This window comes from Halococcus salsus (genome assembly GCF_009900715.1).
Taxonomy (GTDB): domain Archaea; phylum Halobacteriota; class Halobacteria; order Halobacteriales; family Halococcaceae; genus Halococcus; species Halococcus salsus.
Genome location: NZ_JAAAJC010000003.1, coordinates 243,620 through 266,635 on the forward strand (window position 1 = coordinate 243,620; position 23,016 = coordinate 266,635).

Here is a 23,016-nt window from a genome sequence, read left to right on the forward strand (position 1 = left end):
ACGGCCGAACCGCACAAACGGTACCGGTCGGGATCCACCGAGAGCGGCCTATCAGGGCACCCAGCCACCGGAATCGTCCGATCCGTCCGAGCCGGTTCGGCGCACCGGTCGATAGGAGAGCCCCGCCTCCTTCATCAGCCGTCGGCAGCTCGGGCGCGAGTACTCGACACCGAAGGTCTCGCGGAGGTAGCGCTGCACCAGCGGTGGGCTCCACGCGGAGGCATCGACACCCACCTCCGAAGGGGGCTGCTGGAGGGTCTCCTCGAAGGCTTCTCGCTGGTCGGCGGTGAGCTTCCGCGGACGACCCGAACGGTCGGCGTCGACGACCGCGTCGGCGAGCGGCCGTGATTCGAGCCGCATGAGCCAGCTGTAGATGGTGCGGCGCTGGACCCCGTACCAGTCGGCGAGTTCGGTCTGACTGACGCCGTTCTTGTAGGCGATCGCCGCGAGAAGGCGCTGTGCGGGTTTCGCTCCGTCGACCTCGTCGAGGGCCGCCTGCAGTTCCTCGACGGAGATCTCGTCGAGATGGTCCATACCGTAAGTGGATCCGGTGAGCGGATAGTTCTAGCGGTCTCCGTGGTAGCGGTGTGGGTGATCGCGGTATCGGTCGGGAGCAAGCGGTTTATCCGCCCGACCGCGAACCACGAACATGGTCGAGAACGTCATCTGGCCGGCGTACCTGGACGCCGGACGCAGTCGAACCGAGGGTCGGCGGGTGCCCCGAGGCGTCGCGGTGCCCGAGCCGACCGTCGACGAGATCGCTCGTGCGGCCGGACAGGTCGGCTACGACACCGTGATCGAACGCGAGAAGACCTACCCGCGCGAGCACACCGCCCGTGGCCGTGTCCTGGTGAAGGACGCCGACGACGACGGGAAGTCGGACCTCCTCCAGGCCGTCGCGGTCTACGTCGCCGCGCTCCGGGAATGAAACGCGCAGGCGAGGTGGTCGGCACGGCTCAGGGACTCGCCATCGTCCGGTGTGACGACGAGGGCTACCCGAACATCGGCACCCAGCTCGTCGACCAGAGCCTCTCGACGGTCGGCCAGGTCGTCGACGTGTTCGGGCCGACCGACCGGCCGTTTCTGGCGCTGAAATCGACGAACGCGCCGGCGGGGTTGCTCGGCGAGCGCCTCTACAGCGAGTAGGCTACCACCGCCAGCGGTCCGACTCCTCGACGTCGAAGAGGCTGGGGCCGTCCGCCGTGCTACCCTCGTCGAGGTAGCTCGACCGCCCCGCGAGGACGACGTTCGTGACCGCGCCGAACAGGAGCACGAGACAGCTGTAGTAGAGCCAGACGAGCACGAGGAGGACACCGCCCACGATACCGTAGGCCGTGTACTGGCCCGCGTAGCCCACGTAGATCTGGAAGGCGAACTGGGTCAGCGCCCACCCGATCGCCGACAGCACCGTACCGGGCAGGACTTCGGTCACCGAGACGTCGACGTCCGGAACGAAGTAGTAGACCGGGAAGAAGACGAACGTGAGCCCGACGACGAGGTAGAGCGGGCTGAGGCGACCGAGAAAGGGGATCGGGAGGTTGGGGACGAACGCGAGCACGCCGCCGGTGAGCACGACGGCTACGACCCCGAAGGCGACGCCCACGAGCACGACGAGGGCGTCACGGAGCTGTTTGGGGAGGGACTTGACGTCGCGGACGCCGTAGACCGCGTCGAACGCGATGTCGAGCCCCCGGAAGAGCTTGAGCGCGCTCCAGAGCAGCGTCGCGAGGCCCAGCACGGACGCGCCGGTCTGGCCCGACGAGTCGGTGAGGGCGTCCGCGAGCAGTTCACGTGCGCTCCCGGTGAGCGTCGAGTTGAACAGCGCGGTGATCTGCTCGGCGAACGCCTCGCCGCCGATAACGGACGCCGCGATGAAACTGAGGAGGAACAGCGGGATCATGGAGAGGAAGGCGTAGAACGCGAGGCTCCCCGCCATGAAGGTGAGGTGGTTCTGCGTGACCTCGGCGACCATCGCGCGGGCGATAGTCACCGGCCGGGAGGAACGAATGCTCATAGGCGGTCGTCCGTCCGGAAACGTGCGGAATCAACCTAATGGTTCGGTTTTCGACGTCGTTTTGTGACCTCCCGTCCAGGGCGGTCGACCCCGGTTCGAACGTGGTGGGTGACCGACGGGTCGCTCGCACGAGTCACCGAACGAAACCCCGAAGACGGCGGCGGGGGTGGTGGAGGTATGCACCAGCGCACGCGGGTGTACGCGGCGGGCGCGATGGCGGTCGCGGTCTTCGTGCTGATCCAGCTCGGGGCGGTAGCGCTGGTCGGTCCCTTCGAGCGCGCGGGCTACCAGGCCGTCGAGAACCCGACGGACCCCGCGAACAGCGCGGTCTACATCGGCGCGATCCTCGTCGCCACCGCCGCGATGCTCGCGGTGATCAAACTCGACATCCAGTGGCTCCTCCGGGGGTTCGTGGTGTTCTCCAGTGGGCTGGTCTCGCTCTACGTCTTCTCGGTGCTCGCACCGCCCGTCTCGACGAGCCTCGCGGGCGTGGCGTTCAACCCGCTCGCGGTCGGCGGGGCGGTCGTCCTCGCGGTCGCGCTGCTCGCCTACCCCGAGTGGTACGTCATCGACGCCGCCGGGGTGGTGATGGGCGCGGGCGCGGCGGGCATCTTCGGCATCAGCTTCGGCCTCCTGCCCGCGATACTCCTGCTGGTCGCGCTCGCGGTCTACGACGCGATCTCGGTCTACGGCACCGAACACATGCTGACGCTCGCCGACGGCGTGATGGACCTCAAACTCCCCGTGGTGCTCGTGATCCCGCTCACGCTCTCGTACTCGTTCCTCGACGATTCGCCGACGGCGAACGCGGCCGAGAGCGTCGAAGCCGACGGCGGGGAAGGCGAGGAGGGCGAAACGGACGAGACGAACGAGACGACCACGCCACCGGCGGCCGGCGACCGGGACGTGTTCTTCGTCGGTCTCGGTGACGCGGTGATGCCGGGCGTGCTGGTGGCGAGCGCCGCGTTCTTCGCGCCCGCTCGCCCCCTGATACCGGGCTTCGCGCTCTCGCTCCCCGCGCTCACCGCGATGGTCGGCACGGTCTGCGGCCTCGTGGTCCTCCTTCGGCTGGTGATGAAGGGGCGCGCCCACGCCGGACTGCCGTTGCTCAACGGCGGGGCGATCGCCGGCTACCTCGTGGGCACGGTCGCCTCGGGGATCCCGGTCGTGACCGCGCTCGGACTCGGGCCGTACCTCTGAACCCGGCGCGTCCCGACCGCGATCCTATAGGACTCGAAACGTTCGGAGACCCATGAACAGCATCGAGACGAGCGATAGCACGCCGAGCGACGAGCACACCCGGCCGAGCCTGTCGCGCTCGACGGTCGCGACCGGTCTGGAGGCCGGGGCGTTCGCTACGGTAGTGATGACGGTCTTTCGCGAGCCAACCGCGCGCGCCCTGCCACCGACCGCGGAACTCCTCGCGCGGTGGCTGGGCGGCGACGCCGACGACTACCACCTGCACTCGCTGGGGCTGCATCTGGTCTACGGGGCCATCGCCGGCGGGCTGTTCGCACCGATACTCGCCGTGATAGACGCCGACCGAACCCACCCGGAAGCGGTCGGACTCGTCGTCGGCGGGGTCTATGGCCTCGCCCTCTCGGTCTTCGGCGAGGCGGTCGTCCTCCAGCGCTATCTCGACATGGACCTCGCGACCGACGAGTCGGCGGTGTTCCACGCCGGCCACCTGATCTACGGGCTGGCGCTCGGTGCGTGGCTCGGGTCGCGGGCCTGAGCTTGGCGAGTTTTCGGCCCGCCGAAAGATCGGAACGGCTATGTTTTGTTAGGCGAGCCTAATTCGTATGTCACGCGACGCTACCGATGGCTCGACGCGCCGCCGGTTCCTCAGGACCGGTGTCGGGGTCGGTCTCGCTGGGTTGTTCGCCGGCTGTTCGAGCGGAAACGACGCGGGGAGCAACGGGTCCAACGAAACGGGCGGTGGGGCCGGCCCGGCGAGCGCGACGGCCGGGTCCGGCGGATCGACCGCTGGCGGTTCGACGGACGGGACCACGAGCCAGGGTGGAGCCACTGAGAGCGGCGGGACGACTGGAGAGTCGTACTCGGTCTCGATGGCACCGGTCGGGAGCGTCACGTTCGACTCCGTTCCCCAGACGTGGGTTCCGTTCACCGGCGACTACGCCGACATGGGCGTCGCGCTCGGCCAGTCGGACGGCCTCTCGGCGATCGGCGTCGCCGCCCGGTACGGCGCGTTCTACTACGACGACCTCCCGGGGGTATCGGTCGACACGGGCAGCCTCACCGAACTCTATCAGGGTGACAGCGTCGGGAAGGAGGTCTTCTACGAACTCGACGCCGACGTCCACGTCGTCGACCCCAACTTCATGGTCAACAGGCTGAGCTGGAGCCAGGGCGACGTCACGGAGATAACGAACCAGGTCGCGCCCTTCTTCGGCAACACCACCTTCACGCAGGTCTACGACTGGCACGACTACCGCTACTACACGATGGAGGAGCTGTTGGGGAAGCTCGGTGCGGTGTTCGACCAGCGCGGACGCGCCGAGGCGTTCACCGAGGTGCTCGACGACGTCCACTCGACGGTCGAGAGCGACCTTCCGAACGAGACCCCCTCGATCGCGCTGCTGTACCCCGCCGACGTCCCGCCGGAGTCGTTCTACCCCTACCTCGTGGGCGAGGGGACGACCTCGAAGCAGTGGCGGACCCTCGGCGTCGAGGACGCGCTGGCGGCGAACGACGTGGCCGACGCCCAGGCGGGTGGGAGCGCGATCGACTTCGAGACGCTGCTCGAGGTCGACCCGGACGTGCTCGCGGTGCGCCTCCAAGACGAGATCACCGACCAGTACTTCCAAGAGAACATCGTCACGCCCCTCGAAAACCACGAGGTGGCCTCCCAGCTCAGCGCGGTCCAGAACGGTCGAGTGATCTACGCCGGGCTGACCTACCAGGGTCCGATCATCTACCTCCACCAGCTCGAACGCGCGGCCCAGGGCGTCTACCCCGACGCGTTCGGCGGCAGTCAGCTCTTCGACCGCCAGCGCGTCGCGGACATCGTGACCGGGGACGGATGACCGACCGCGACGTCGCCGGCCCCGAACGGGTGCTCGATGCGCTCGACGACGACGCGATCCATGAGTATCTGGACGGGAGCTGAGGGTTACTCGCCAGTGAGGGCCTGGCTGCCCGGCGCGAACGCGAGCTCGGTGCCGAGGCCCTCCTCACGGGCCTTCTCGTAGACCAGATAGCCCGCCGCGACGGTCTCGATACCGGTGCCACCGGAGTCGAAGACCGTTATCTCGTCGTCGGACTCACGGCCGGGGGCCTCGCCCGCGACGACCGCGCCGAGTTCGGCGTGAATATCGTCCTCGGTCACGACGCCTTCCTCGACGGCGTTGATGAACGAGCCGGCGTCGTTCATGACCCGCTCGCGGAGGTCGGGGACGTACTTCGCGCGCTCGACGGTGGTCGCGTCGAGTTCGTGCTTTTCGGGGTGATACTGGCCCATCGCGGTGACGTGTGCGCCGTCCTCGAGGAGTTCGCCGTCGAAGACCGGTTCGGATGCACTCGTCGCGGTGATCACCACGTCCGCACCCTCGACCGCGGCGTCGCTCGACGCCACGGCCGCGACCGCGGGGTTGAGCTGTTCGTTCATCTCGGCGGCGAATTTCTCCCGGTTCTCCGCGGTCGGCGAATAGACGTTCACCGTCTCGAAGCTCCGAACGGTCGCACAGGCCTGAAGCTGACCGCGGGCCTGGGCACCGCTCCCGATGACCGCGAGCGTCGTCGCGTCCGTTCGCGCGAGCGCGTCGACGCCGACCGCACCCGCCGCGCCGGTCTTGAACGGGTTGAGGCTCGCGCCGTCGAGCAGGGCGATCAGGGCCCCCGACTCGGCGTCGAACACCGGCTGGACGAACTGGGCGTCGCGGTTGCCGAAGCCCGCGGCGTACATGTAGCCACCCATCGCGCCCGTCTCGGGCAGGATGGCGGTGTAGCCCGTGAGCATGCCCGGCGGCTCCTCGTTCGTGAGTTTCGTCCGCGGCGCGGCCGGCGCGCCCTCGCCGCGCTGGCGGTAGCCCTCGCGCACCGCCCGGACGTACTCCTCGGGCGTCGCGAGCCCCGCACACTCCTCGCTGGTCAGAAACAGCGTTCCGTCGTCGGTCATACGGGCACAAGGGCGAGCGAGGCTTTATGAGTGGTGGCTCAAGTCACCCCGTCGCTTCGGATTCGAGGAAGCCGCGAAGCGCGTGACACAGCTGCGACCGCCCCGCCGGGCCGAGGAAGTGCCGTTCGTCGGGGAGGGTGAGGACCTCCCGGCACTCCGGAAAGGTCGTCCGAATGCGGGGGCCGATCGTTCGAGCCGGGAAGAACGGGTCGTCGGCCGCGACCACGCCGAACACGGGTACCCCGACGGTTCGAAGCGCATCGCGCGTCGGGCCGGGGAACCCGGTCATGAGGTCGGCGGTTCGGAGCGCGGCCGCGATGGTGTCGCGGACGACGGGCGGGAGCGATCCCGGTGGTTCGGTCGCCAGCGAGCCGAGTGCGCGGTCGAGCAACCAGCGCCGCGGGAGGGAGCGGTAGGCGAGCGACGGGACCCCGACCCTCGCCAGCCCGGCCGGGGGGCCGACACCGAAGCCCGCCGGAACGACCAACGAGACCGACTCGAACCGGTCGGGGGCGCGGACGAGGGCTTCGAGGAGCACCCCCGCACCGTGGGAGAGACCGACCGCCGGAACCGCCTCGACCCCGAGCCCATCGAGGAGCGCCACGAGCCACCGGCCGTAGTCCGCCGTTCGGGCCGTCGTCTTTCCCGGCTGTCCGGGCGTATCGGGCGCGAGCAGCCGGTACTCGTCCGCGAGCGCCTCGACCCACGCGAGCGTGACCGGGGTCGTGACGTTCCCGCCCTGGAGGACGAGCAGCGGTTTCGCGTCGGGGTCGCCGGCGAGCAGCAGGTGGGTCTCGCCAACGGCGGTCTCGATTCGCCGCTCCTCGACCGGACCGTCGAGGAGTTCCGCGACGGCTCGGTCGTAGAGTGGTTCGAACGGTGTGGCGGTCATACGGTGCCCTCCGTCGGGAACATGCTTGAGTCGAGCCGTGACCGAAACGCGTTGTAAAAGCAGTAGTCAGCAGAGAAGTCGAAGAGAGGGAGAAATTATTCGGCCGAGTTGAGCGAGCCGCCGTTGGGCTGCGGGGCGGGCTGGGTGTCGGCACCCGGCGAGCGAACGAAGAGACCGTGACCGATGAGCGCGACCGCGACGGCCGCCGCGAGCGGGACAGCGAGCGTGAGTGAAACGCCGAGGGCGACGAGAAGGGTGGTGATACCGCCGAGCGCGAGCGGAATGAGTCCGAGGATGTAGTCGTAGTACTGAGCCATTATACTCAATGATACGGGGGTGCGTCACATAAGTGTTTCCCATAGGTGGGTCGTGAGCGAGAGATATGAGTTGCTGAGATCACACGAGGGTTCTCTATAAGTTATGGGTTGGAGATCGTCGACGTGGATCGCTGAGGACCGAGCGGTGACAACGGGGATGGGGTCTCAGGAACGACCGACGAGCGCGGCGACGGCGACGCGCCACGGGACCAGGAGGACGAGCCCGACGCCGAGCGAAACGAGGACGAACGCGAGCGCGAAGTCCCCGTGGAAGAGGGCGGTCGCGCGGAGCGCCTGGCCGACGAGCGCCGCGCCGACCCACGCGAGGGCCGTGCGGATGGCGGCCGAGCGGGGGGCGCGGTACACGGCGGGCGTGTAGACACCTGCGAGCACGGACGCGACGACCCAGCCGATGACGAACGGGAGCGCGGTGCCGACGATCCGGCCGGGCTGGGCGGTGAGGCTGTAGCCGTGCTGGAGTTCGCCCGCGACGACGAACAGGCCGATCAGGACGAGGTCGCCGACCGCGAGCCCGAGGGTCGTCCCCGAGACGTCGATGCGGCCTCCGAGGGAACCGACGGCGTTGCTCATGGGTCGGGCGAGGGGCGCGAGCGGCATGTAAGACTCGTTTTCGCGCTCAGCGCTTGACGCCGGCGACGGTGAAGCCGAAGCCGCGAACCGGGATCGCGGCGTCGAGCCCGACGCGTTCGACCGCGAACGCGAGCTCGTCGGGGGTGAAGAACTCGGAGTCGAAGCCGACGAGGCGCTCGCCCGTCGCGAGCAGGAGCCCGGGGAGGGTCGAGCGGTCGAACTCGCGACAGACCAGCACGCCGCCCGGTCGGAGGACGCGTTTGGCCTCCGCGAGCGCGCCCGTTTGGTCGGCGACGTGATGGAGCGCGTCCACGATGAGCACCGCGTCGACGCTGGCGTCGGCGACGGGGAGTCGTGCCGCATCCCCGAGCACACAGCCAAGTCCCCGTCGGCGCGCCTCGGCGAGCATCCCGGGGGCGGCGTCGACCACGACCCGTTCCGGGACCCCGAGCGCGCGCACCGCTCGACCCGTCCCGCCGCCGACGTCGAGCACGCGGTGGAGCTCGCGGTCGGCGAGCACGAGCCCCGCCCGTATCGGACCGACGTCGCTCGCGGGCATGAGTCGCTCGTAGTGGCGCGCGAACCGGTCGAATCGCGCGACGTCGCCCGGCGGCTGCATGACGCTCACTCGCACCGGCCGCCGCTTAAGTCGTGCGGCGAAGGAGGGATGGCGCTCGCGCCGAAGGAAACGTATGGAGTACGCGTTCTGCGGGTGGCCCGAGGACGGGCCGACGCTCGACCTCGATTACCGGCAGTTCGCGTACGCCGGCAAGTTCGTGATGTCCTCGACCGGGAAGGCGGTCGTGCGCGAGGGGGACGAGGTCCTCGGCGCGGTCGCGTTCAACGAGGACCGCACCGATCCGACCACGCTCTGGCTCCGCTACATCACCGTGCGGGCCGACCGTCGTGGTGAGGGGTTGGGGGCACGCCTCGCGGCGTTCGCCGCCGATCGGGCGCTTACCCACGGGTACGGGCGCCTCCGGATCGCGGTCAACAACCCGTTCGCCTACGAGGCGCTCCACAAGGCCGGTTTCGGCTACACCGGCCGGGAGACCGGCCTCGCCGAACTCGTGCTCGAACGTCCGAGCGAGCGCTCGCACGCGGCCTACCAAGCGGGTCTCGACGTCTACCGCGCCCGCGACCTCTCGGCGGACGAAAGCGAGTTTCTGGCGTCGCGAGTCGACCGGGATCCGCCGGCACGGCTCGATCCACCAACGTAGGAACGCGGTTCGTCGTCGGAGGGGAGTGCAACAGGGTTAACATCCGGTGGCGAGGTCGGGCTAACGATGGTCGAAAACAGGACCGCTATCGTCACGGGATCGAGCAGGGGTATCGGGAAACAGGTCGCGGAGACGCTGGCCGCGGACGGCGCGAACGTCGTGGTCTGTTCGCGCTCGGTCGAGGATTCGGAGGAGGTCGCCGAGGGGATCGAGGCGGACGGCGGGTCGGCGCTCGCCGTCGAGGTCGACGTGAGTCAGAAGGAGTCGGTCGAGCGGCTGGTCGAGCGGACCGTCGAGGAGTTCGGCCAGATCGACGTCCTCGTGAACAACGCGGGGATCAACATTCGCGGGCCGGCCGAGGAGATCACGCCCGAGGACTGGCAGCAGGTACTGGACGTGAACCTCACTGGCCCCTTCTACTGCGCCCAGGCCGTCGGCAAGCGGATGATCGAGCAGGGCGACGGCGGCGACATCGTGAACATCTCGAGCATGATGGGCGAGATGGGCCAGCAGGATCGGACTCCCTACAACACCTCGAAGGGCGGCGTCAACAACCTCACGCGGTGTCTCGCCGTCGAGTGGGCCGAACACGACATCTACGTCAACGCGCTCGCGCCGGGCTACATCATGACCGACATGGCGGCGGAGGCCCAGGAGGAGGCCGACTTCACCGAACAGGACGTCCGCGACCGGACGCCACTGGACCGGTTCGGCACCCCGGAAGAGATCGCGAACTGCGTCTCGTTCCTCGCCTCCCACGACCACTACATGACCGGGGAAGTGCTCCACGCCGACGGCGGCTGGACCGCGTTCGGCTGGGGCGCGAAGGACCGGTAAGGCGAGCCGATTTCTGCGGACGGGCGACAGTTTCATTCGCGACCGCGCCGAGTTCCGGGCGATGGACAAAGCGGGGTTCGTGAAGCTCTCGTTCGTCGCGTTCGGGTTGATCCTCGTGAGCTTCGTGATCCTCGGGTTCTCGCGGTTGGTGCTTCCCTACCGGACCGCGCGCGTGCTCGCCGCGCCGACGACGCTCGCGGCCTTCGGGTTGATCTGCTATCTGCTCGTGCGGGCGACCCTCTCGAAGCTCGGGATCGCTACGATCCGGGAGTGAGACACCGCAAGCCGTTTTGACGCCCGCGGTAAGGGGAGGTATGGACGTGAGAGCCGTCGCCGACCTCTCGCCCGACGAGCGCCGTGCGGTGTTCGAGCGCGACGCGGGGATCGACGACATCGAGGGCGACGTCGCCGAGATCGTCGAGCGCGTTCGCACGGAGGGCGACGTCGCGCTCCGGGAGTTCGCCGAGGAGTTCGACGAGACGACCGTGGGATCGCTCGACGTGACCGACGCGGCCGAGCGCGCGTACGACGAGATCGACGCGGGTCTGCGGGAGGCCATCGAAACGGCAGCCGAGAACATCCGTGAGTTCCACGAGCGCCAGCTGCCCGAGGACTGGCGCGAGGACTTCGATGGCCGAGAACTCGGACGACGGTACCGACCGATCGACCGGGTCGGGGCGTACGTGCCGGGCGGGGCGGCGGCCTACCCCTCCAGCGCGCTGATGACGGTGATTCCGGCGAAGGTGGCTGGCGTCGAGACGGTCGCGGTGGCGACGCCGCCCGCCGACGAGATCAACCCCGCGACGCTCGCGGCGCTCCACGTCGCCGGTTCGGACGAGGTGTATCAGGTCGGCGGTGCGCAGGCGGTGGCGGCGCTGGCGTACGGGACGGAGTCGGTCTCGCGCGTGCAGAAGGTCGTCGGGCCGGGGAATCGGTGGGTGACGGCGGCGAAGGCCGCAATCCGAAACGACTGCGCGATCGACTTCCTCGCGGGGCCGAGCGAGGTCTGTGTGTTGGCCGACGGGACGGCGGACCCCGAGTTCGTGGCGGCGGACCTGATCGCGCAGGCCGAGCACGACGCGAACGCGTCCGCGGTGGCGGTGACGGCCGACGAGGAGCTCGCGGAGGCGGTCGCGGCGGCGGTCGAGGCGGGTATCGAGGGCGAGCGGGCGGAGACGATTCGGGAAGCGCTCGAAAGCGACGCCAGCGGGGTGTTCCTCGCGCGCTCGATGCCGGAGGCGGTGTTGTTCTGCGAGGAGTACGCCGCCGAGCACCTCTCGATCCAGGCCGACGAGGACGAGGCGCTGCTCGACCGGATCAGTAGTGCCGGAAGTGCGTTTCTGGGGCCGTATTCGCCCGTGGCGGCGGGCGATTACGCCGCCGGGCCGAACCACGTTCTGCCAACGGGTGGCGGCGCGCGGATCACAGGTGGGCTGTCGGTGGAGACCTTCCTGCGCTCGACGACGGTGCAGCGACTCTCGGCCGACGCGCTCGACGACATCGGTGAGACCGTCGAGACGCTCGCGCGGGCCGAAGGGTTGGATGCCCACGCCGAAAGCGTCGCCGTCAGACTCCGCGAGCGCGAATCCGACGTGGAGGACGACGAGCGACTTCGGGAGTGAGGGCTGGTGCGGTTCGGTAGTGCTGTCGGGGCGCGTTCGGAGGTGCGGTCGGAGCGGGTGCGGTCGGCGGTTGGAGCGGTTGGCGCGCGCTCGCGGTCGTGGGCGAACGGCGAGGTTCGAGCGAAGCGAGAACCTCGAATGCGAACGGGGAACGAAGTGACCCGTGAGCCACGGTGAGCGCGCGACCGCGGACACTGTGCGAGGTCTGCGCGAGTACTGCGAGCGCAGGCTCGTCAGAGCGGAGCTCTGACGGTGGATGAGTGGAGTGAGCGCAGCGAACGGAGCGAATCGGTTGGGGAGGCGTGTGGCGGTTGCGGGGCGGAAGCGGAGGGGGAGTCAGTAGTGACTGTACCGCGAGCGAGGCCGGAGGCCGAGCGAGCGGCAGTTTTTAGTCCAGGTTTTTCAAGGAGTGGTGTCCGACCAGCGGAAGGCCACCCGACGCAGAAAAAAGTGGGGCGTCATGGTTAACTTTCTTCGGCGGATATGTGACGTATGAGCACGGCTGGAACCGCCGACACCGCGACCGAGATCGACGTCTCGACGTCGGCCGCCGAACAGGCACTCGACCTCCTCGAAGGCGAGGGTATGGACACCGACGTCGCCGGGCTTCGGTTGTTCGTCCAGCAGGGCGGCTGTGCCGGGCTTTCCTACGGCATGCGCTTCGACGGCGAGCCCGAGGAGGACGACCAGGTCTACGAACACCACGACCTCCGGATCTTCGTCGACCCCGCGAGCATGAACTACATCGGCGGCAGCGTCCTCGACTTCGAGGGCGGCCTCCAGGGCGCGGGCTTTCACGTCGAGAACCCGAACGTCGTGAGCGAGTGCGGCTGCGGGGAGAGTTTCCGGACCTAAGGCCCCCACCCACCTTTTGCTGCGGTCGCTCGCTAGCGCTCGCTCCCTGGCAAAATGTGGATCAAAAGCGCGTCGGGTTCCTTGCAGTCACCCTCGCGCCCGCTCGCTCGTTTCGCTCACGGGTCACTCCGTTCCCCGTTCGCATCCGAGGTTCTCGCTTCGCTCGAACCTCGCACCACTCGCTCGCGGTACAACAACTACCCTCTCCGCAACCGCCCCGCACAGCACCGCTTCCGCCTCCGCCGAAGCCCTCGCGCCCGGAGGGCGCTCGCCCTTCATCCACCAGGAGAGCGGTGCTCTCTTGAGCCTCGGCTTGCTCCCGCTCGCCGAGACACCAGGCACCGCAACCGCCCGCCCCGCGGCGCTCGCGGGGCGCGCCCCGCTCGCGCACCTCACTCGCTCACGTCGGGGAAGAACTCGTCGAGGTCGGGGTCCGAATCGACGAGTCGATACCCGTCTTCCGTGGGCTCGGTGACACCGTGCGCCGAGAGGTGGTCGAGGTGCGCGTAGGCCTCGCCCGGCCCGTGGAGGATGTGGATGTTCGAGAGCTCACCAAATAAGTAACTGCTCACCGTCCACGCGTCCGCCGGGCCGTGTTCGCGGAGCACGTCGAGCACGTTCTCGGTGCGCTCGCGGTGGTGTGCGGCGATGTCGCGGGCGCGGCCTGCGGGGTCCTCGATGACGTCGCGGTGACCGGGCCACGCCCGGACGAATCCCGCGTCGATGATTCGAACCAACGTGTCGAGGTACTTCGCCAGCGGGCGCTCGACGCGAACGTCCGCCCCGCCGACGTTCGGGGTGTAGTGGGGCAGGAGCGCGTCGCCCGAGAGGAGTTCCCGACCGTCGTCGCCCTCGAAGACGAACCCCGAGAGCCCCGCGGCGTGGCCCGGAAGGTGGAGCGCTTCGAGGTCGCCCTCGGGGGTCGAAAACCGCTCGCCACCCTCGAACGGCTCGACCCTCGCCCGCCCCGAGAGGCCCTCGTAGCCGTCGAGGAAGACGAGGAGCTCCTCGCGTGGCTCCTCCGGTACCCCCCATTCGTCGAGAAGCGCACGCTGGCGGGCCTCCATCGCCTCCCACGCGTCCGTATCACCCGAGACCAGCGGCGCGTCGGCGGCGTGGACCCGAACCACCGCGTCGCTTTCGTCCTGTATCTCGCTCGCGAACCCGGCGTGGTCCTCGTGCCAGTGGGTCAGGAGGACCTCGTCGATGTCGGCGAACTCGACCCCCAGATCGGCGAGACCTGTCGAGAGCTCCTCGCGGGTCTCGGGCGCGGCGGTCCCGGTGTCGACGAGGGTGGTGGCCCCGGCGTCCGCACCGAAGACGTAGACGTCGTTCAACCCCTCGAAGACGGCGTTCCCGAGCTGGATCCGGTTCATCGGTTCGAACGCACCTCACACCCCGTCCACTCGACCGCGCGCCGCCGGATAGCCGTCTGCATATCGGGGCTACCGGTCGCCGGCTACATACCACCCGCGGTCGAACCCGAACACCGGCCACACGGCGGCGCTCGTCGCCGGAGCCCGACGGTTTTAGCTCGTCGAACCCCGCTGGTCGGCGTGACCCGTGCGAAACGGCGACGGAGGACCGCGGGATGACCGTCTGGGTGCTCGGCGACCAGCTCACCCGCGAGGTCGGGCCGCTCTCGCGGGCCGACGACGAGCGCGTGCTGATGATCGAAGCTCGCGAGTTCGCCCGGAAGCTCCCGTTCCACCCCCACAAACTCGTCGCGATGTTCGCCGCGATGCGCCACTTTCGCGACGAACTTCGAGCAGATACTTATACCGTCGAGTACCACACGGTCGAGACGTTCGGGGAGGGTCTCGACGCCCACTTCGCCGACCACCCGGGAGACCGTCTCGAATGTATGCGCCCCGCGAGCCACGGTGCGGGCGAACGTCTCACGGATCTCGTCGACGAGCGGGGCGGCGACCTCGCGCTCGTCGAGAACGAGCTGTTCCTCTGTGCGCCCGACGAGTTCGACGAGTGGGCCGGCGAGAGCTTCAAACAGGAGGAGTTCTACCGCATGATGCGGCGCGAGACGGGCTACCTGATGGACGACGACGACCCGGTCGGGGGCGAGTGGAACTACGATACCGAGAACCGCGAGTTCCCGGGGAGCGACTACGAACCGCCCGACGCGCCGTGGTTCGAGCCCGACGATCGCACCGAGATGGTGGTCGAGTGGGTCGACGAGGTGTTCTCGGGCGGCTACGACGAACCACCCTACGGCGGTGACTGGGCCGACCAGGAGAAATTCGGCTGGCCGGTCACGCGCGAAGCGAGCCTCGCGGCGCTCGACGCGTTCGTCGAGGACCGGCTCCCGGAGTTCGGTCCGTATCAGGACGCGATGCTCGCCGGGGAAACCACGATGCATCACGCCCTGCTGTCGGCCCCGCTGAACCTCGGCCTGCTGCATCCCCGGGAAGTCGTCGAGCGCGTGTTGGACGAGTACGAAGCGCGCGACCTCCCGCTCGCGAGCGTCGAGGGGTTCGTCCGGCAGGTGGTCGGCTGGCGGGAGTTCATGCGCCACGTCTACCGCCGTGAGATGCCCGAGCTGGCGAGCGCGAACCAACTCGACGCCGACCGGGCTCTTCCGGAGCTCTACTGGACCGGCGAGACCGAGATGAACTGTCTCGCGGAAGTCGTTGACGGCGTGCGAAAACGGGGCTATTCCCACCACATCGAGCGCCTGATGGTGCTCTCGAACTTCGCGACGAGTTTTGGTGTACGTCCCGCAGCACTCAACCGGTGGTTCCACGCGGGCTACGTCGACGCCTACCACTGGGTCACGACGCCGAACGTGGTGGGCATGGGCAGCTTCGGAACCGACGCGCTCTCGACGAAACCCTACGTCTCCTCGGCCAACTACATCGACGGCATGAGCGACTTCTGTGGGGACTGCGCCTACGCCAAGACGAAGACGGTGGGTGAAAACGCCTGTCCGTTCAACGCGCTCTACTGGGACTTCTTGGGAACCCACGAGGAGCGCCTTCGGGGGAACGGCCGGATGGGGTTGGTCTACTCCCACTGGGACGACAAGGACGAGGACGAGCGGGCGGCGATCCGCGAGCGCGCCGCGGCGATACGAACCCGCGCCGACCGCGGCGACCTCTGAGTCGTCTCCAGTGAGATTTATTCGCATCGAGGGACGAGCGGAGGTATGACGCGTTCATCGGGCCACGAACCGACCGACGGACCGCCCGGTCCGGACGCGAACCGACGGGTCATCGTGAACCCGAACAGCGGGGCGGGCGACCACCTGCCGACGATCCGCCGGCTCGCCGACCACTGGGGCTACTCGGTCGCCGAGACGGCGGCGGCGGGCGACGCGATCCACCTCGCCCGCGAGGCCGCCGCCGACGGCGTGGACGTGCTCGCGGCCTGTGGCGGTGACGGCACGGTCCACGAGGTCCTCTGCGGGCTCGTCGATGCCGACGCGCTCGGCGGGGTGCGGTTCGGGGTGGTTCCCGTGGGGACGGCGAACATCTTCGCGGACGACATCGGGGTTCGCGGGATCGAACACGGCTTCGAACTCCTCGAAGAGGGCGAGGTTCGTCGAATAGACCTCGGGCTCGCCGACGGCGTGCCGTTCGTGAAGTCCTGCATCGCGGGGCTGACCGCCGACACCAGCGCGGCCACGACCTCGGACCTGAAGGCTCGGTTCGGCCCGCTCGCGTTCGTCATCACCGGCGTCCAGCAGGCCCGCGAGTTCGAGGCGCTCGACATCGAGGTCGACGCCGTCACCGACGAGGGCCCACGGACGTGGTCGGGCGAGGCGCTCTGTGTGCTCATCGGGAACGCCCGGCGGTTCGCGAAGCAGTTCGGCCAGGCGAACGTCGAGGACGGGCTGTTCGACGTCACCCTCATCGAGCGGATGCCCGCGGGCGAGGCAGTCGCCGAGGCCATCGCCCAGCAGCTCCTCCGCAGGGACACCGAGCACGTCACGCGCCTCCAGGCCGAACGCCTCACGGTCGAGAGTCGGTCGGGCGCGATCGACTTCAGCCTCGACGGGGAGATCTACACCCGGAACCGTCTCGACCTCCGGGTTCGGTCGGGGGCGCTCTCGGTCTGTGTCGGGACCGACTACGAACCCAACCCGACGACGGAGACCGACGAAGACCCGTTCGGTCGATACCTATAAACTGCTGACCCGTGTGGGTCGATTCGAGACCCCGTATGATCTGCCTGGCTGCTCGACCGTTCATTCCTCTCGTCGCGGTAGTCGCGACCGTATAGCGACCGCCGCAGAGCAGCAGCACCCGGGTCGTCCCGTTCCGCTACGGGTTCCGTAGTCGCAGTTCCTCGACGATGAACATCGACACGAATGCAGACAGTCACCGGGTCCCCGGTCGACGGTGGCCGGACACCCACTCGAACGCGAACCGAATCGTACTCCGGATCGGCATCGGTCGGTAGACAGCCAGCGGTCGTCGCTCTCGTCACTCTCGACGCTGGGAGGGGCCGTCCCGGTCCCCCGGATCGTGGCGTTTCGTTCAGGGACGCCGGCGGTCGGACGACACGCGCTCCGTTCGAGGTGGAGACGTGAGCCAGCAGCAGGATGGAGCGGAGGCCACGAACGGGGACACGGCCTCGCTACGGAACAACTGGAACTTCCGCCGCCTGCTGGTCGGGCGGTTCGTCACGAACGCCGGCGATAGCCTCTACACGGTCGCCGGGACGTGGCTGGTCTACGACCTCACGGGGTCGAGTTTCTACACCGGGCTGGCGAGCGCGCTGCTCCTCCTGCCGCCGGCACTGCAGTTCGTCTCCGGACCGCTCGTCGACCGATGGCCGCTCGTCCGGACCCTCGTGTGGACGCAGCTCGTTCAGGCCGGCCTCGTCCTGTCGATCCCCATCGCGGCCGCCTTCGACCACCTCTCCATCGGGCTGGTTCTGGTCGTGATCCCAATCCTCTCGTTCCTGAACCAGTTCGTCTACCCCGCGCAGAACGCGGCGCTCCCCCGGATCGTCGTGGAGAGTCAGCTGACACGCGCCAATTCGGCGTTCTCGTTCGCCAACCGGGGGACCGACATGGTGTTCGACGCGCTCGGTGGCGTCCTCATCGCCGTGACCGGCGCGGTTTCGCTGTTCGTGCTCGATTCGATCACGTTCGTGGTCGCGACCCTCTCGTTCGTCGGTGTTCGGGTTCCCGAACGCGCCGAAACGGACGACCGAGCGACTGGAGTCGACGTTTCGGGCTATCCCTCCGACCTCCGTGAGGGCGTTCGATGGCTCCGAGGAACGGTGTTCGCCGAGATGATGCTCGCCACGGCGGTCACCAACTTCGGGACTGGGGTGATGCTCGCCGTGCTGCCGGGGTTCGCCGCGGTTCGTGGCGGCTCGATACTCTACGGAGCCCTGCTCGGCGCGATGGGCGCGGGAGGTCTCGTCGGGGCACTGGTCGCGTCCCGACTGACGCACATCGGGTACGGCACGATTCGAATCGTCGGGCTCGGGGTCGGGTTCGTCCTGTGGGTCGCCGCGGTCTACTCCCCGTGGCCGGCACTCTCGGTCGTTCTGTTCGCGATAACCGGGATACCGATCGGCATCACGAACGTGATGGGGCAGACGCTCGTTCAGACGGTGGCTCCGGAGGACCTGCTCGGGAGGGTCACGTCCGTCGACGCGAGCGTCTCCACGCTCACGGTACCGATCGGTTCGTTCCTCAGGGGGATCGTGGGCAGTCGAATCGGCGTCGTCACGACGATGGCCGTCGCTGCGGTAGGGTTCGCGTTCGTCAGCCTCTACTTCGCGATCCGTCCCCGCCTGCGCTCCCTTCCGGCGATGGACGATATCGGCCAGGGTGAGTTCGGTGTTCGTGCCCGGTCGTCGTCAGCATCGGAGAATCGTGATTGAGGTCGGTATGCTGCGCGTTTCCTCTCCCCCGACGAACAGGTGCAGACGAACGACGCCCACGAATAACCTCGTCCCCCACCGCCGAACCCATCCATACATCGTATGTTGCGATACTAAATCGGCGCGAAGCCCGACGACCGGCACCGATGTCGACTGTCGGTGACATCCGCTCAAACACTGCAGGCCTGTGAGGGGGTTCTCGGTGGAGCGACGTGGTCTACGGATGGCCGACAGCCGGTCCGGGGTCCGGATTCCGACTGGAGAACGTGGATCGGGAGCGAGTGATTCAGGGATCGTCAATTACGGTCGCTGTGTCGTCGATTCGTCCCAGTGAGTGAGGGTCACGACCCGGTCGTGACGGTGACCGGTCCGTCGAACTGGAGGATCACCTGCTGTGCGACGTCCCCGAAGACCGCCTTCCCGACCGCCGTTCGGCTCTGTGCGTCGATGAAGACGTGGTCGCAGTCGTGCTCGTCGGCCACCGCGAGTATCTCGTCGGCGCTGTCGTCGGCGATCCCGACCACGTCGTACTGGACGTCGTCGCCGAAGGTATCGGCGGCGATCTCGGCCGCGGCCGTCTCGGCGGCGTGTTGGTCTATCTCGCCGGCCTCCCGGCCGGCCCTGCTTCGGCGCTGGATGCTGTTCTGCCGGAAGCCCTCGGTGTTGACACAACACAGGACGACCCTCGATTCGGTGCCGGTGACGTGTCGGTCGGCCTCCGTCAGCAGGCTCTCGTTCGGCTCGTCGCTCGCGACGACGACCAGGATGGTCTCCATGACGAGTACGTCGTTGTCGTCCACCACTAAAAAGCTATCCGACGAACGTTCGACGAGGCGCTGTTCGGTCGAGGGAGCGCGAAATCGTGCGAATCGCTCGTTCGAAGGCGAGGAAAATCGCCCGTCCCGCACTCAGAACTGGAGCACCAGCACGGCCGCCAACATCACGAAGGTCGCGATCAGCGAGGCCCAGCCCAGGGCCTTCGCGGGCAGCGAGAACTGGAACTCGGGGTCGCGCTCGTCGTCCTTGTAGAGGATCCACATCGCGGTGACGATCTCCGGGAAGAGCGCCATCGTGTTGATGAACCCGCCGAGGAAGAGGAGCGCGACGATCGAGCCCGTGACGGTCCCGCCCACCAGCCAGATGATCGGCGAGACGATGCCGACGAACAGCGCGACCCGGCGCATGTCGAGGTCCGAGAACCGCTCGGTCTGGTTGAGGATATCGGGCCAGACCTCGGTGAGGAGGTTGAGCTTCCCGAAGATGGTGGAGTAGAGTGCGAAGAACCCGCCGATGATCAGGATCCAGTAACCGAACGGTCCGAACAGCTCCTGATACGCGCCGGCGAGGTAGACGGCCAGCTGTGCGCCGTCGGGATAGTCCCCCGAGTTCGCGAGGATCGACGCCCCGATGATGAAAAACGAGGTCGTCACGAACGCCTCGAGGATCACGGTCAGGCCTACATCGGCCCCGAGCACGCGGAGCCAGCCCTGCATCCGGTCCTTCCAGCCCTCCGAGTCCCGCGGCCCGGCGAGCTTGCCGTAGCCCGCCTTGTTGACGAACAGCGCGTACCCGATGATCTCGCCGGTGCCGACGCCCGTGATACCGATGACGCCGAAGATGATGTAGAAGCCGCTGTCCGGGATGTCGAACGAGAGCCCGTAGGCGATGTCACCGGCCGAGAGCGCGAACGGCGAGAAAAAGGAGAGCGCCGCTGCGGCGACCGTCACGACGACCAGGATCATCACGAGCACCGTCGAGAAGTCCTCGACGAAGTCGTACTCGCGGAGCGCCGGGATGGTTACCCCGACGAGGACGATCAACGTACAAAGGAGGATCGGGATCGTCTGGCCACTCAGGTAGTGCAACAGCGTCGCGGCCCCGAAGAACACCCCCATGTACTGGATGTTGTCGGAGAAGAACCACTTGATCACGATGAACCAGTACGACCAGCTGTGGCCGAATATCTTCCCGGGGACCTCGTCGAAGATCCGATGGGGCGTCTTGTCCTCCAGCATCGCGTACTTCGCGATGATGTACTGGATCCCGACCTTGATGAAGAGACTAATGAGGAGGAACCAGAGCACGACGATCCCGACCTCCGCCCCCGTCGCGGTCGTTCCGATCAGTTCGCCGGAGCCGATAACGATCGCGAGGGTCGCGAAGGACGGTCCGAGATACTTCAGTACGCCCCGCCAGGTTCGTGGCGGTTCGCGATACTCCGCCGTCGGGTCGTCCGACGGTCGAGACTCATCGTTCCCGCTGCTGTGTTCGCTCATATCGGTTACACTCCATGCTGCACTGGTTTGCTAATAATTGTTACGATCAGACCGGCGAACGGGACCGCGAAGAAACGCACGTCTCAGGCCAGTTCGAGGTCGTATCGGTCGGCGAGCGCCCGGAGGCTCTCCAGTAGACTCGCCGAGACCGGGATCCCGGCTTCGAGCCGGTCGGCCCTGGTTCGCGCCTCGGGTTCGCCGGGTAGGAGGACCTCCTCGACGTCCTCGGCGGTTCGAACGCCCTTGACGCCGGTCGCCAGCCGCCCCATCCGGTCGACGAACCCGTCGAGGTCGGTGAACGCGTCCACGTCGATGGCGCAGACGACATGACCCGCGCGCTGGGGCGCATCGAGGCTGTCGTACATCCCGGCGACCTCGTCGCCGAAATTGGCATCGAGCAGCACGCCACACATGGCGTCGACGAAGAAGGCCAGCCCGTAGCCCTTCGGCCCGCCCATCGGTCGCAGCGCGTGGAACGCCTCGGGGTCGGTGATCGGGTCGCCCGCCTCGTCGATCGCCCACTCGGGCGGGATCTCGCGACCCTCGTCCTCGGCGACCATGACGCTCCCCTTCGCCGTCACGCTCGTCGCCATGTCGAGGGTGACCGGAAACGCGTCGTTCGGGAGGCTGAACGAGAGCGGGTTCGTGCCGAGGTAGGGGTCGGCCCCACCGAACGGCGCGACGCTCGGACCCGCGTGGGTCATCGCGATGGCGATGTAGCCCCGCTCGGCGGCGTGGTTGGTGTAGAACGACGCCGCACCGAAGTGGTTGCTGTTCCGGACCCCCACGAACGCGCTGCCCGCCTCCGCGGCGAGGTCCATCGCCGTCTCCATCCCGCGCATCGTCGTGACCTGACCCGGGCCGTCGTCGCCGTCCACGAGGGCGGCTCCCGCGCCCGATTCGGTCACCGAAATATTCGGATCGGGGTCGATGCCGCCGCGCTCGACCGCCTCGACGTAGGGGTCGAGCCGGACCACGCCGTGGGTGTCGATCCCGCGGAGGCTCGCGTCGACGACGCCCTCGGCGACGGTCGCCGCGTGGTCCTCCCGTAGCCCCGCTTCGCGGAGGACGGTCGCACTGAAGCGTTCCAGCTTGTCGTGGTCGAGACGCGTCGCCGGGTCCGATGATTCCATCCGTCCACTCACCGCCGTCGGCGCTTATGTTTTGTGGGAGGCCGGTCGAAAAGCAGTGTGCGGACGGCAGAAACGGAGACGGAGACCGCTATCGGCTGTGGCTTTCGAGGGTCTCCTCGTCGAACGCGACGCCGTGGCCCGGCGCGTCGGTGACCGTCACCTGGCCGTCCTCGACGACGTAGGGTTCCTCGCTGAGGTCGAGCAGGGCGTGGCTGCAGCACTCGACGTAGGTGACGTCGGGGAGCGCGAGACCGGCGTGGACCGCCATCGCGTCGGTGCCGTGGTCGGTGCTCATCGCGACGTCCGTGCCCGTGGGCTCGGCGAGCGTCGAGGCGTCACTGGCCGCCGAGAGACCCTGGAGGTTGAGGATGTCGACCGCGTCGGCGTCGAGCAGCCCGTGTTTGCCCTCGAAGCCGACGTACTCGCCGACGGTGAGGTGCACGTCCGAAAGTCCCTCACGGACCCGCCGCATGCCGTCGAAGTCGTGGCGGAAGACCGGGTCCTCGATCCAGTAGAGGTCGAAGCCGACGTCCTGGATCGCTTCGACTTTTCGGAGGGTCTCCTTCGGGGCCCAGGCCTCGTTCGGGTCGATCATCAGGGTGTCGAGCCCGCCGAAGACGTCGTCGACGAGTTCGATCCGGTCGATGTCCTCGTCGACGGTGTCGTAGCCGACCTTCACCTTCGCGGCGTCGAACTCACCCACTTCGGCGAAGCCCTCGTAGACCTCGCGCGTGGTCGCGTCGTCGTTGCCGAACGAGAGCCCGCTGGCGTAGATCGGGGCCGAGTCGTCGGTGGCCCCCATGAACTCGGCGAGGGGCTGGTCGAAGAACTTCGCCGCCGCGTCCCAGAGCGCCATGTTCAGCAGCACGCCGACGCCCGGACCGTAGGAGCCGCTGGAGTAGAAGTTGTGAGCGCCGCCACGGTGGCGGGTTCGCCGGTTGAGGAGGGCGAGCGGGTTCTCGCCGACGATCTCACCCACGACGTCGTCGACCCGACTACGAAGGGTCTCGGTCGACGGCCGTCCGGGGGCTCGAAGTTCGACGAGGTCGATCCCCAACCCGGTAACGTCGGCGTCGGTCTCGAGTTCGAGGGAGAGGTAATCGAGTTCGTCGGTCTCGAAGACGTGGGTCTGGGAGTCGCCGATCGTGCGTTCGGGGACTTCGAGAACCCGCGTCTCGTAGCCCGTGATCCGGAAGTCAGCCGTCATCGGTCGGCCTCCGGGGCGGCGTCGAGCGGGAATTCAGCGGGGCAGTCCGGACCGTCGT

The 23,016-nt window shown here is 68.0% G+C and carries 24 protein-coding genes and 1 pseudogene; 13 read left to right on the forward strand and 12 right to left on the reverse strand.

The genetic code is table 11. From position 1 onward, the window contains the following. Positions 1 to 75 precede the first annotated feature (75 nt). Positions 76 to 534, reverse strand: a pseudogene (locus GT355_RS10735) (helix-turn-helix domain-containing protein); the annotation flags it as partial. 115 nt (positions 535 to 649) lie between these two features. On the opposite strand from GT355_RS10735, the gene srp19 reads away from it, so the two are divergent. Both srp19 and GT355_RS10745 read left to right on the forward strand, forming a co-directional pair. After that, positions 650 to 928, forward strand: a complete 279-nt coding sequence (srp19, locus tag GT355_RS10740) for a signal recognition particle subunit SRP19 (RefSeq protein ID WP_120074167.1) — start codon at positions 650 to 652, stop codon at positions 926 to 928. Beyond that, positions 925 to 1,146: an H/ACA ribonucleoprotein complex subunit GAR1 gene (locus tag GT355_RS10745; RefSeq protein WP_120074169.1), complete on the forward strand. Its 222-nt coding sequence runs from the start codon at positions 925 to 927 to the stop codon at positions 1,144 to 1,146. The genes srp19 and GT355_RS10745 overlap by 4 nt, the downstream gene beginning before the upstream one ends. A 1-nt stretch (position 1,147) precedes the next feature. Here GT355_RS10745 and GT355_RS10750 read toward each other — a convergent pair whose 3' ends face one another. Continuing rightward, on the reverse strand, positions 1,148 to 2,014 hold the full coding sequence (locus GT355_RS10750; RefSeq protein WP_160134636.1) for a YihY/virulence factor BrkB family protein: 867 nt from the start codon (positions 2,012 to 2,014) through the stop codon (positions 1,148 to 1,150). A 177-nt stretch (positions 2,015 to 2,191) separates the two neighbouring features. Between GT355_RS10750 and GT355_RS10755 the strand changes: the two genes are divergently transcribed. From GT355_RS10755 to GT355_RS10765, 3 genes are all read left to right on the forward strand, one after another. Next, positions 2,192 to 3,214 (forward strand): presenilin family intramembrane aspartyl protease PSH, encoded by a 1,023-nt coding sequence (locus GT355_RS10755; protein ID WP_160134637.1) that lies wholly within the window; start codon positions 2,192 to 2,194, stop codon positions 3,212 to 3,214. Between the two features lie 52 nt (positions 3,215 to 3,266). Then, positions 3,267 to 3,749, forward strand: coding sequence for a hypothetical protein (locus tag GT355_RS10760; protein WP_160134638.1), 483 nt, complete (start codon positions 3,267 to 3,269; stop codon positions 3,747 to 3,749). A gap of 67 nt (positions 3,750 to 3,816) precedes the next feature. Further along, positions 3,817 to 5,061 (forward strand): ABC transporter substrate-binding protein, encoded by a 1,245-nt coding sequence (locus tag GT355_RS10765; protein ID WP_160134639.1) that lies wholly within the window; start codon positions 3,817 to 3,819, stop codon positions 5,059 to 5,061. An 86-nt stretch (positions 5,062 to 5,147) separates the two neighbouring features. On the opposite strand, the gene GT355_RS10770 is transcribed toward GT355_RS10765, so the two are convergent. From GT355_RS10770 to GT355_RS10790, 5 genes are all read right to left on the reverse strand, one after another. Beyond that, positions 5,148 to 6,152 (reverse strand): ornithine cyclodeaminase family protein, encoded by a 1,005-nt coding sequence (locus GT355_RS10770; RefSeq protein WP_160134640.1) that lies wholly within the window; start codon positions 6,150 to 6,152, stop codon positions 5,148 to 5,150. 43 nt (positions 6,153 to 6,195) lie between these two features. Next, positions 6,196 to 7,044 carry an alpha/beta fold hydrolase gene (locus GT355_RS10775; RefSeq protein WP_160134641.1) on the reverse strand — a complete coding sequence of 283 codons (849 nt, stop codon included), beginning with the start codon at positions 7,042 to 7,044 and terminating at the stop codon, positions 6,196 to 6,198. 95 nt (positions 7,045 to 7,139) lie between these two features. After that, positions 7,140 to 7,361, reverse strand: a complete 222-nt coding sequence (locus GT355_RS10780; RefSeq protein WP_160134642.1) for a DUF8015 family protein — start codon at positions 7,359 to 7,361, stop codon at positions 7,140 to 7,142. A 165-nt stretch (positions 7,362 to 7,526) separates the two neighbouring features. Next, positions 7,527 to 7,952, reverse strand: a complete 426-nt coding sequence (locus tag GT355_RS10785; protein ID WP_240145776.1) for a DUF3054 domain-containing protein — start codon at positions 7,950 to 7,952, stop codon at positions 7,527 to 7,529. A gap of 46 nt (positions 7,953 to 7,998) precedes the next feature. Beyond that, a complete protein-coding gene (locus GT355_RS10790; RefSeq protein WP_160134644.1) occupies positions 7,999 to 8,571 on the reverse strand; it encodes a class I SAM-dependent methyltransferase in 573 nt (190 codons plus the stop codon). A gap of 73 nt (positions 8,572 to 8,644) precedes the next feature. Here GT355_RS10790 and GT355_RS10795 point away from each other — a divergent pair, with 73 nt between their 5' ends. The 5 genes from GT355_RS10795 to GT355_RS10815 all read left to right on the forward strand — a co-directional run bounded on the left by GT355_RS10795 (position 8,645) and on the right by GT355_RS10815 (position 12,486). Then, positions 8,645 to 9,172: a GNAT family N-acetyltransferase gene (locus tag GT355_RS10795; RefSeq protein ID WP_160134645.1), complete on the forward strand. Its 528-nt coding sequence runs from the start codon at positions 8,645 to 8,647 to the stop codon at positions 9,170 to 9,172. A 66-nt stretch (positions 9,173 to 9,238) separates the two neighbouring features. Further along, positions 9,239 to 10,009 (forward strand): SDR family NAD(P)-dependent oxidoreductase, encoded by a 771-nt coding sequence (locus tag GT355_RS10800; RefSeq protein WP_160134646.1) that lies wholly within the window; start codon positions 9,239 to 9,241, stop codon positions 10,007 to 10,009. Positions 10,010 to 10,070: 61 nt separating this feature from the next. Beyond that, positions 10,071 to 10,283, forward strand: coding sequence for a hypothetical protein (locus tag GT355_RS10805; protein ID WP_160134647.1), 213 nt, complete (start codon positions 10,071 to 10,073; stop codon positions 10,281 to 10,283). A 40-nt stretch (positions 10,284 to 10,323) separates the two neighbouring features. Then, positions 10,324 to 11,631 carry a histidinol dehydrogenase gene (gene hisD / locus GT355_RS10810; protein WP_160134648.1) on the forward strand — a complete coding sequence of 436 codons (1,308 nt, stop codon included), beginning with the start codon at positions 10,324 to 10,326 and terminating at the stop codon, positions 11,629 to 11,631. 492 nt (positions 11,632 to 12,123) lie between these two features. After that, positions 12,124 to 12,486: a HesB/IscA family protein gene (locus GT355_RS10815; RefSeq protein ID WP_160134649.1), complete on the forward strand. Its 363-nt coding sequence runs from the start codon at positions 12,124 to 12,126 to the stop codon at positions 12,484 to 12,486. 392 nt (positions 12,487 to 12,878) lie between these two features. Here the strand turns inward: GT355_RS10815 and GT355_RS10820 are convergent, their stop codons facing one another. Beyond that, complete coding sequence (locus tag GT355_RS10820) at positions 12,879 to 13,862, reverse strand: MBL fold metallo-hydrolase (protein WP_160134650.1); 984 nt, start codon at positions 13,860 to 13,862, stop codon at positions 12,879 to 12,881. 215 nt (positions 13,863 to 14,077) lie between these two features. Here GT355_RS10820 and GT355_RS10825 point away from each other — a divergent pair, with 215 nt between their 5' ends. The 3 genes from GT355_RS10825 (at position 14,078) to GT355_RS10835 (ending at position 18,342) form a co-directional block, all read left to right on the forward strand. Beyond that, positions 14,078 to 15,601: a cryptochrome/photolyase family protein gene (locus GT355_RS10825; protein WP_160134651.1), complete on the forward strand. Its 1,524-nt coding sequence runs from the start codon at positions 14,078 to 14,080 to the stop codon at positions 15,599 to 15,601. 45 nt (positions 15,602 to 15,646) lie between these two features. Further along, positions 15,647 to 16,627 carry a diacylglycerol/lipid kinase family protein gene (locus GT355_RS10830; RefSeq protein WP_160134652.1) on the forward strand — a complete coding sequence of 327 codons (981 nt, stop codon included), beginning with the start codon at positions 15,647 to 15,649 and terminating at the stop codon, positions 16,625 to 16,627. Positions 16,628 to 17,028: 401 nt separating this feature from the next. Next, positions 17,029 to 18,342, forward strand: a complete 1,314-nt coding sequence (locus GT355_RS10835) for an MFS transporter (RefSeq protein WP_160134653.1) — start codon at positions 17,029 to 17,031, stop codon at positions 18,340 to 18,342. 341 nt (positions 18,343 to 18,683) lie between these two features. Here the strand turns inward: GT355_RS10835 and GT355_RS10840 are convergent, their stop codons facing one another. The 4 genes from GT355_RS10840 to GT355_RS10855 form a co-directional block, all read right to left on the reverse strand. Next, entirely contained in the window at positions 18,684 to 19,142 is a 459-nt protein-coding gene (locus GT355_RS10840; protein ID WP_240145777.1) for a universal stress protein, read from the reverse strand. 108 nt (positions 19,143 to 19,250) lie between these two features. Then, the gene (locus tag GT355_RS10845; RefSeq protein ID WP_160134654.1) at positions 19,251 to 20,618 is read right to left on the reverse strand and encodes an Nramp family divalent metal transporter; all 1,368 of its coding nucleotides are present in this window, start codon (positions 20,616 to 20,618) and stop codon (positions 19,251 to 19,253) included. Between the two features lie 83 nt (positions 20,619 to 20,701). After that, positions 20,702 to 21,751, reverse strand: a complete 1,050-nt coding sequence (locus GT355_RS10850) for an Ldh family oxidoreductase (protein WP_160134655.1) — start codon at positions 21,749 to 21,751, stop codon at positions 20,702 to 20,704. Between the two features lie 88 nt (positions 21,752 to 21,839). Then, a complete protein-coding gene (locus GT355_RS10855) occupies positions 21,840 to 22,958 on the reverse strand; it encodes a mandelate racemase/muconate lactonizing enzyme family protein (protein WP_160134656.1) in 1,119 nt (372 codons plus the stop codon). Between the last annotated feature and the right edge of the window lie 58 nt (positions 22,959 to 23,016).

Bases quoted from the DNA above. Each gene is read 5' to 3' on its own strand.
- srp19 (WP_120074167.1), top strand. From the start codon at position 650: ATGGTCGAGAACGTCATCTGGCCGGCGTACCTGGACGCCGGACGCAGT.
- GT355_RS10745 (WP_120074169.1), top strand. From the start codon at position 925: ATGAAACGCGCAGGCGAGGTGGTCGGCACGGCTCAGGGACTCGCCATC.
- GT355_RS10750 (WP_160134636.1), bottom strand. From the start codon at position 2,014: ATGAGCATTCGTTCCTCCCGGCCGGTGACTATCGCCCGCGCGATGGTC.
- GT355_RS10755 (WP_160134637.1), top strand. From the start codon at position 2,192: ATGCACCAGCGCACGCGGGTGTACGCGGCGGGCGCGATGGCGGTCGCG.
- GT355_RS10760 (WP_160134638.1), top strand. From the start codon at position 3,267: ATGAACAGCATCGAGACGAGCGATAGCACGCCGAGCGACGAGCACACC.
- GT355_RS10765 (WP_160134639.1), top strand. From the start codon at position 3,817: ATGTCACGCGACGCTACCGATGGCTCGACGCGCCGCCGGTTCCTCAGG.
- GT355_RS10770 (WP_160134640.1), bottom strand. From the start codon at position 6,152: ATGACCGACGACGGAACGCTGTTTCTGACCAGCGAGGAGTGTGCGGGG.
- GT355_RS10775 (WP_160134641.1), bottom strand. From the start codon at position 7,044: ATGACCGCCACACCGTTCGAACCACTCTACGACCGAGCCGTCGCGGAA.
- GT355_RS10780 (WP_160134642.1), bottom strand. From the start codon at position 7,361: ATGGCTCAGTACTACGACTACATCCTCGGACTCATTCCGCTCGCGCTC.
- GT355_RS10785 (WP_240145776.1), bottom strand. From the start codon at position 7,952: ATGAGCAACGCCGTCGGTTCCCTCGGAGGCCGCATCGACGTCTCGGGG.
- GT355_RS10790 (WP_160134644.1), bottom strand. From the start codon at position 8,571: ATGCAGCCGCCGGGCGACGTCGCGCGATTCGACCGGTTCGCGCGCCAC.
- GT355_RS10795 (WP_160134645.1), top strand. From the start codon at position 8,645: ATGGAGTACGCGTTCTGCGGGTGGCCCGAGGACGGGCCGACGCTCGAC.
- GT355_RS10800 (WP_160134646.1), top strand. From the start codon at position 9,239: ATGGTCGAAAACAGGACCGCTATCGTCACGGGATCGAGCAGGGGTATC.
- GT355_RS10805 (WP_160134647.1), top strand. From the start codon at position 10,071: ATGGACAAAGCGGGGTTCGTGAAGCTCTCGTTCGTCGCGTTCGGGTTG.
- hisD (WP_160134648.1), top strand. From the start codon at position 10,324: ATGGACGTGAGAGCCGTCGCCGACCTCTCGCCCGACGAGCGCCGTGCG.
- GT355_RS10815 (WP_160134649.1), top strand. From the start codon at position 12,124: ATGAGCACGGCTGGAACCGCCGACACCGCGACCGAGATCGACGTCTCG.
- GT355_RS10820 (WP_160134650.1), bottom strand. From the start codon at position 13,862: ATGAACCGGATCCAGCTCGGGAACGCCGTCTTCGAGGGGTTGAACGAC.
- GT355_RS10825 (WP_160134651.1), top strand. From the start codon at position 14,078: ATGACCGTCTGGGTGCTCGGCGACCAGCTCACCCGCGAGGTCGGGCCG.
- GT355_RS10830 (WP_160134652.1), top strand. From the start codon at position 15,647: ATGACGCGTTCATCGGGCCACGAACCGACCGACGGACCGCCCGGTCCG.
- GT355_RS10845 (WP_160134654.1), bottom strand. From the start codon at position 20,618: ATGAGCGAACACAGCAGCGGGAACGATGAGTCTCGACCGTCGGACGAC.
- GT355_RS10850 (WP_160134655.1), bottom strand. From the start codon at position 21,751: ATGGAATCATCGGACCCGGCGACGCGTCTCGACCACGACAAGCTGGAA.
- GT355_RS10855 (WP_160134656.1), bottom strand. From the start codon at position 22,958: ATGACGGCTGACTTCCGGATCACGGGCTACGAGACGCGGGTTCTCGAA.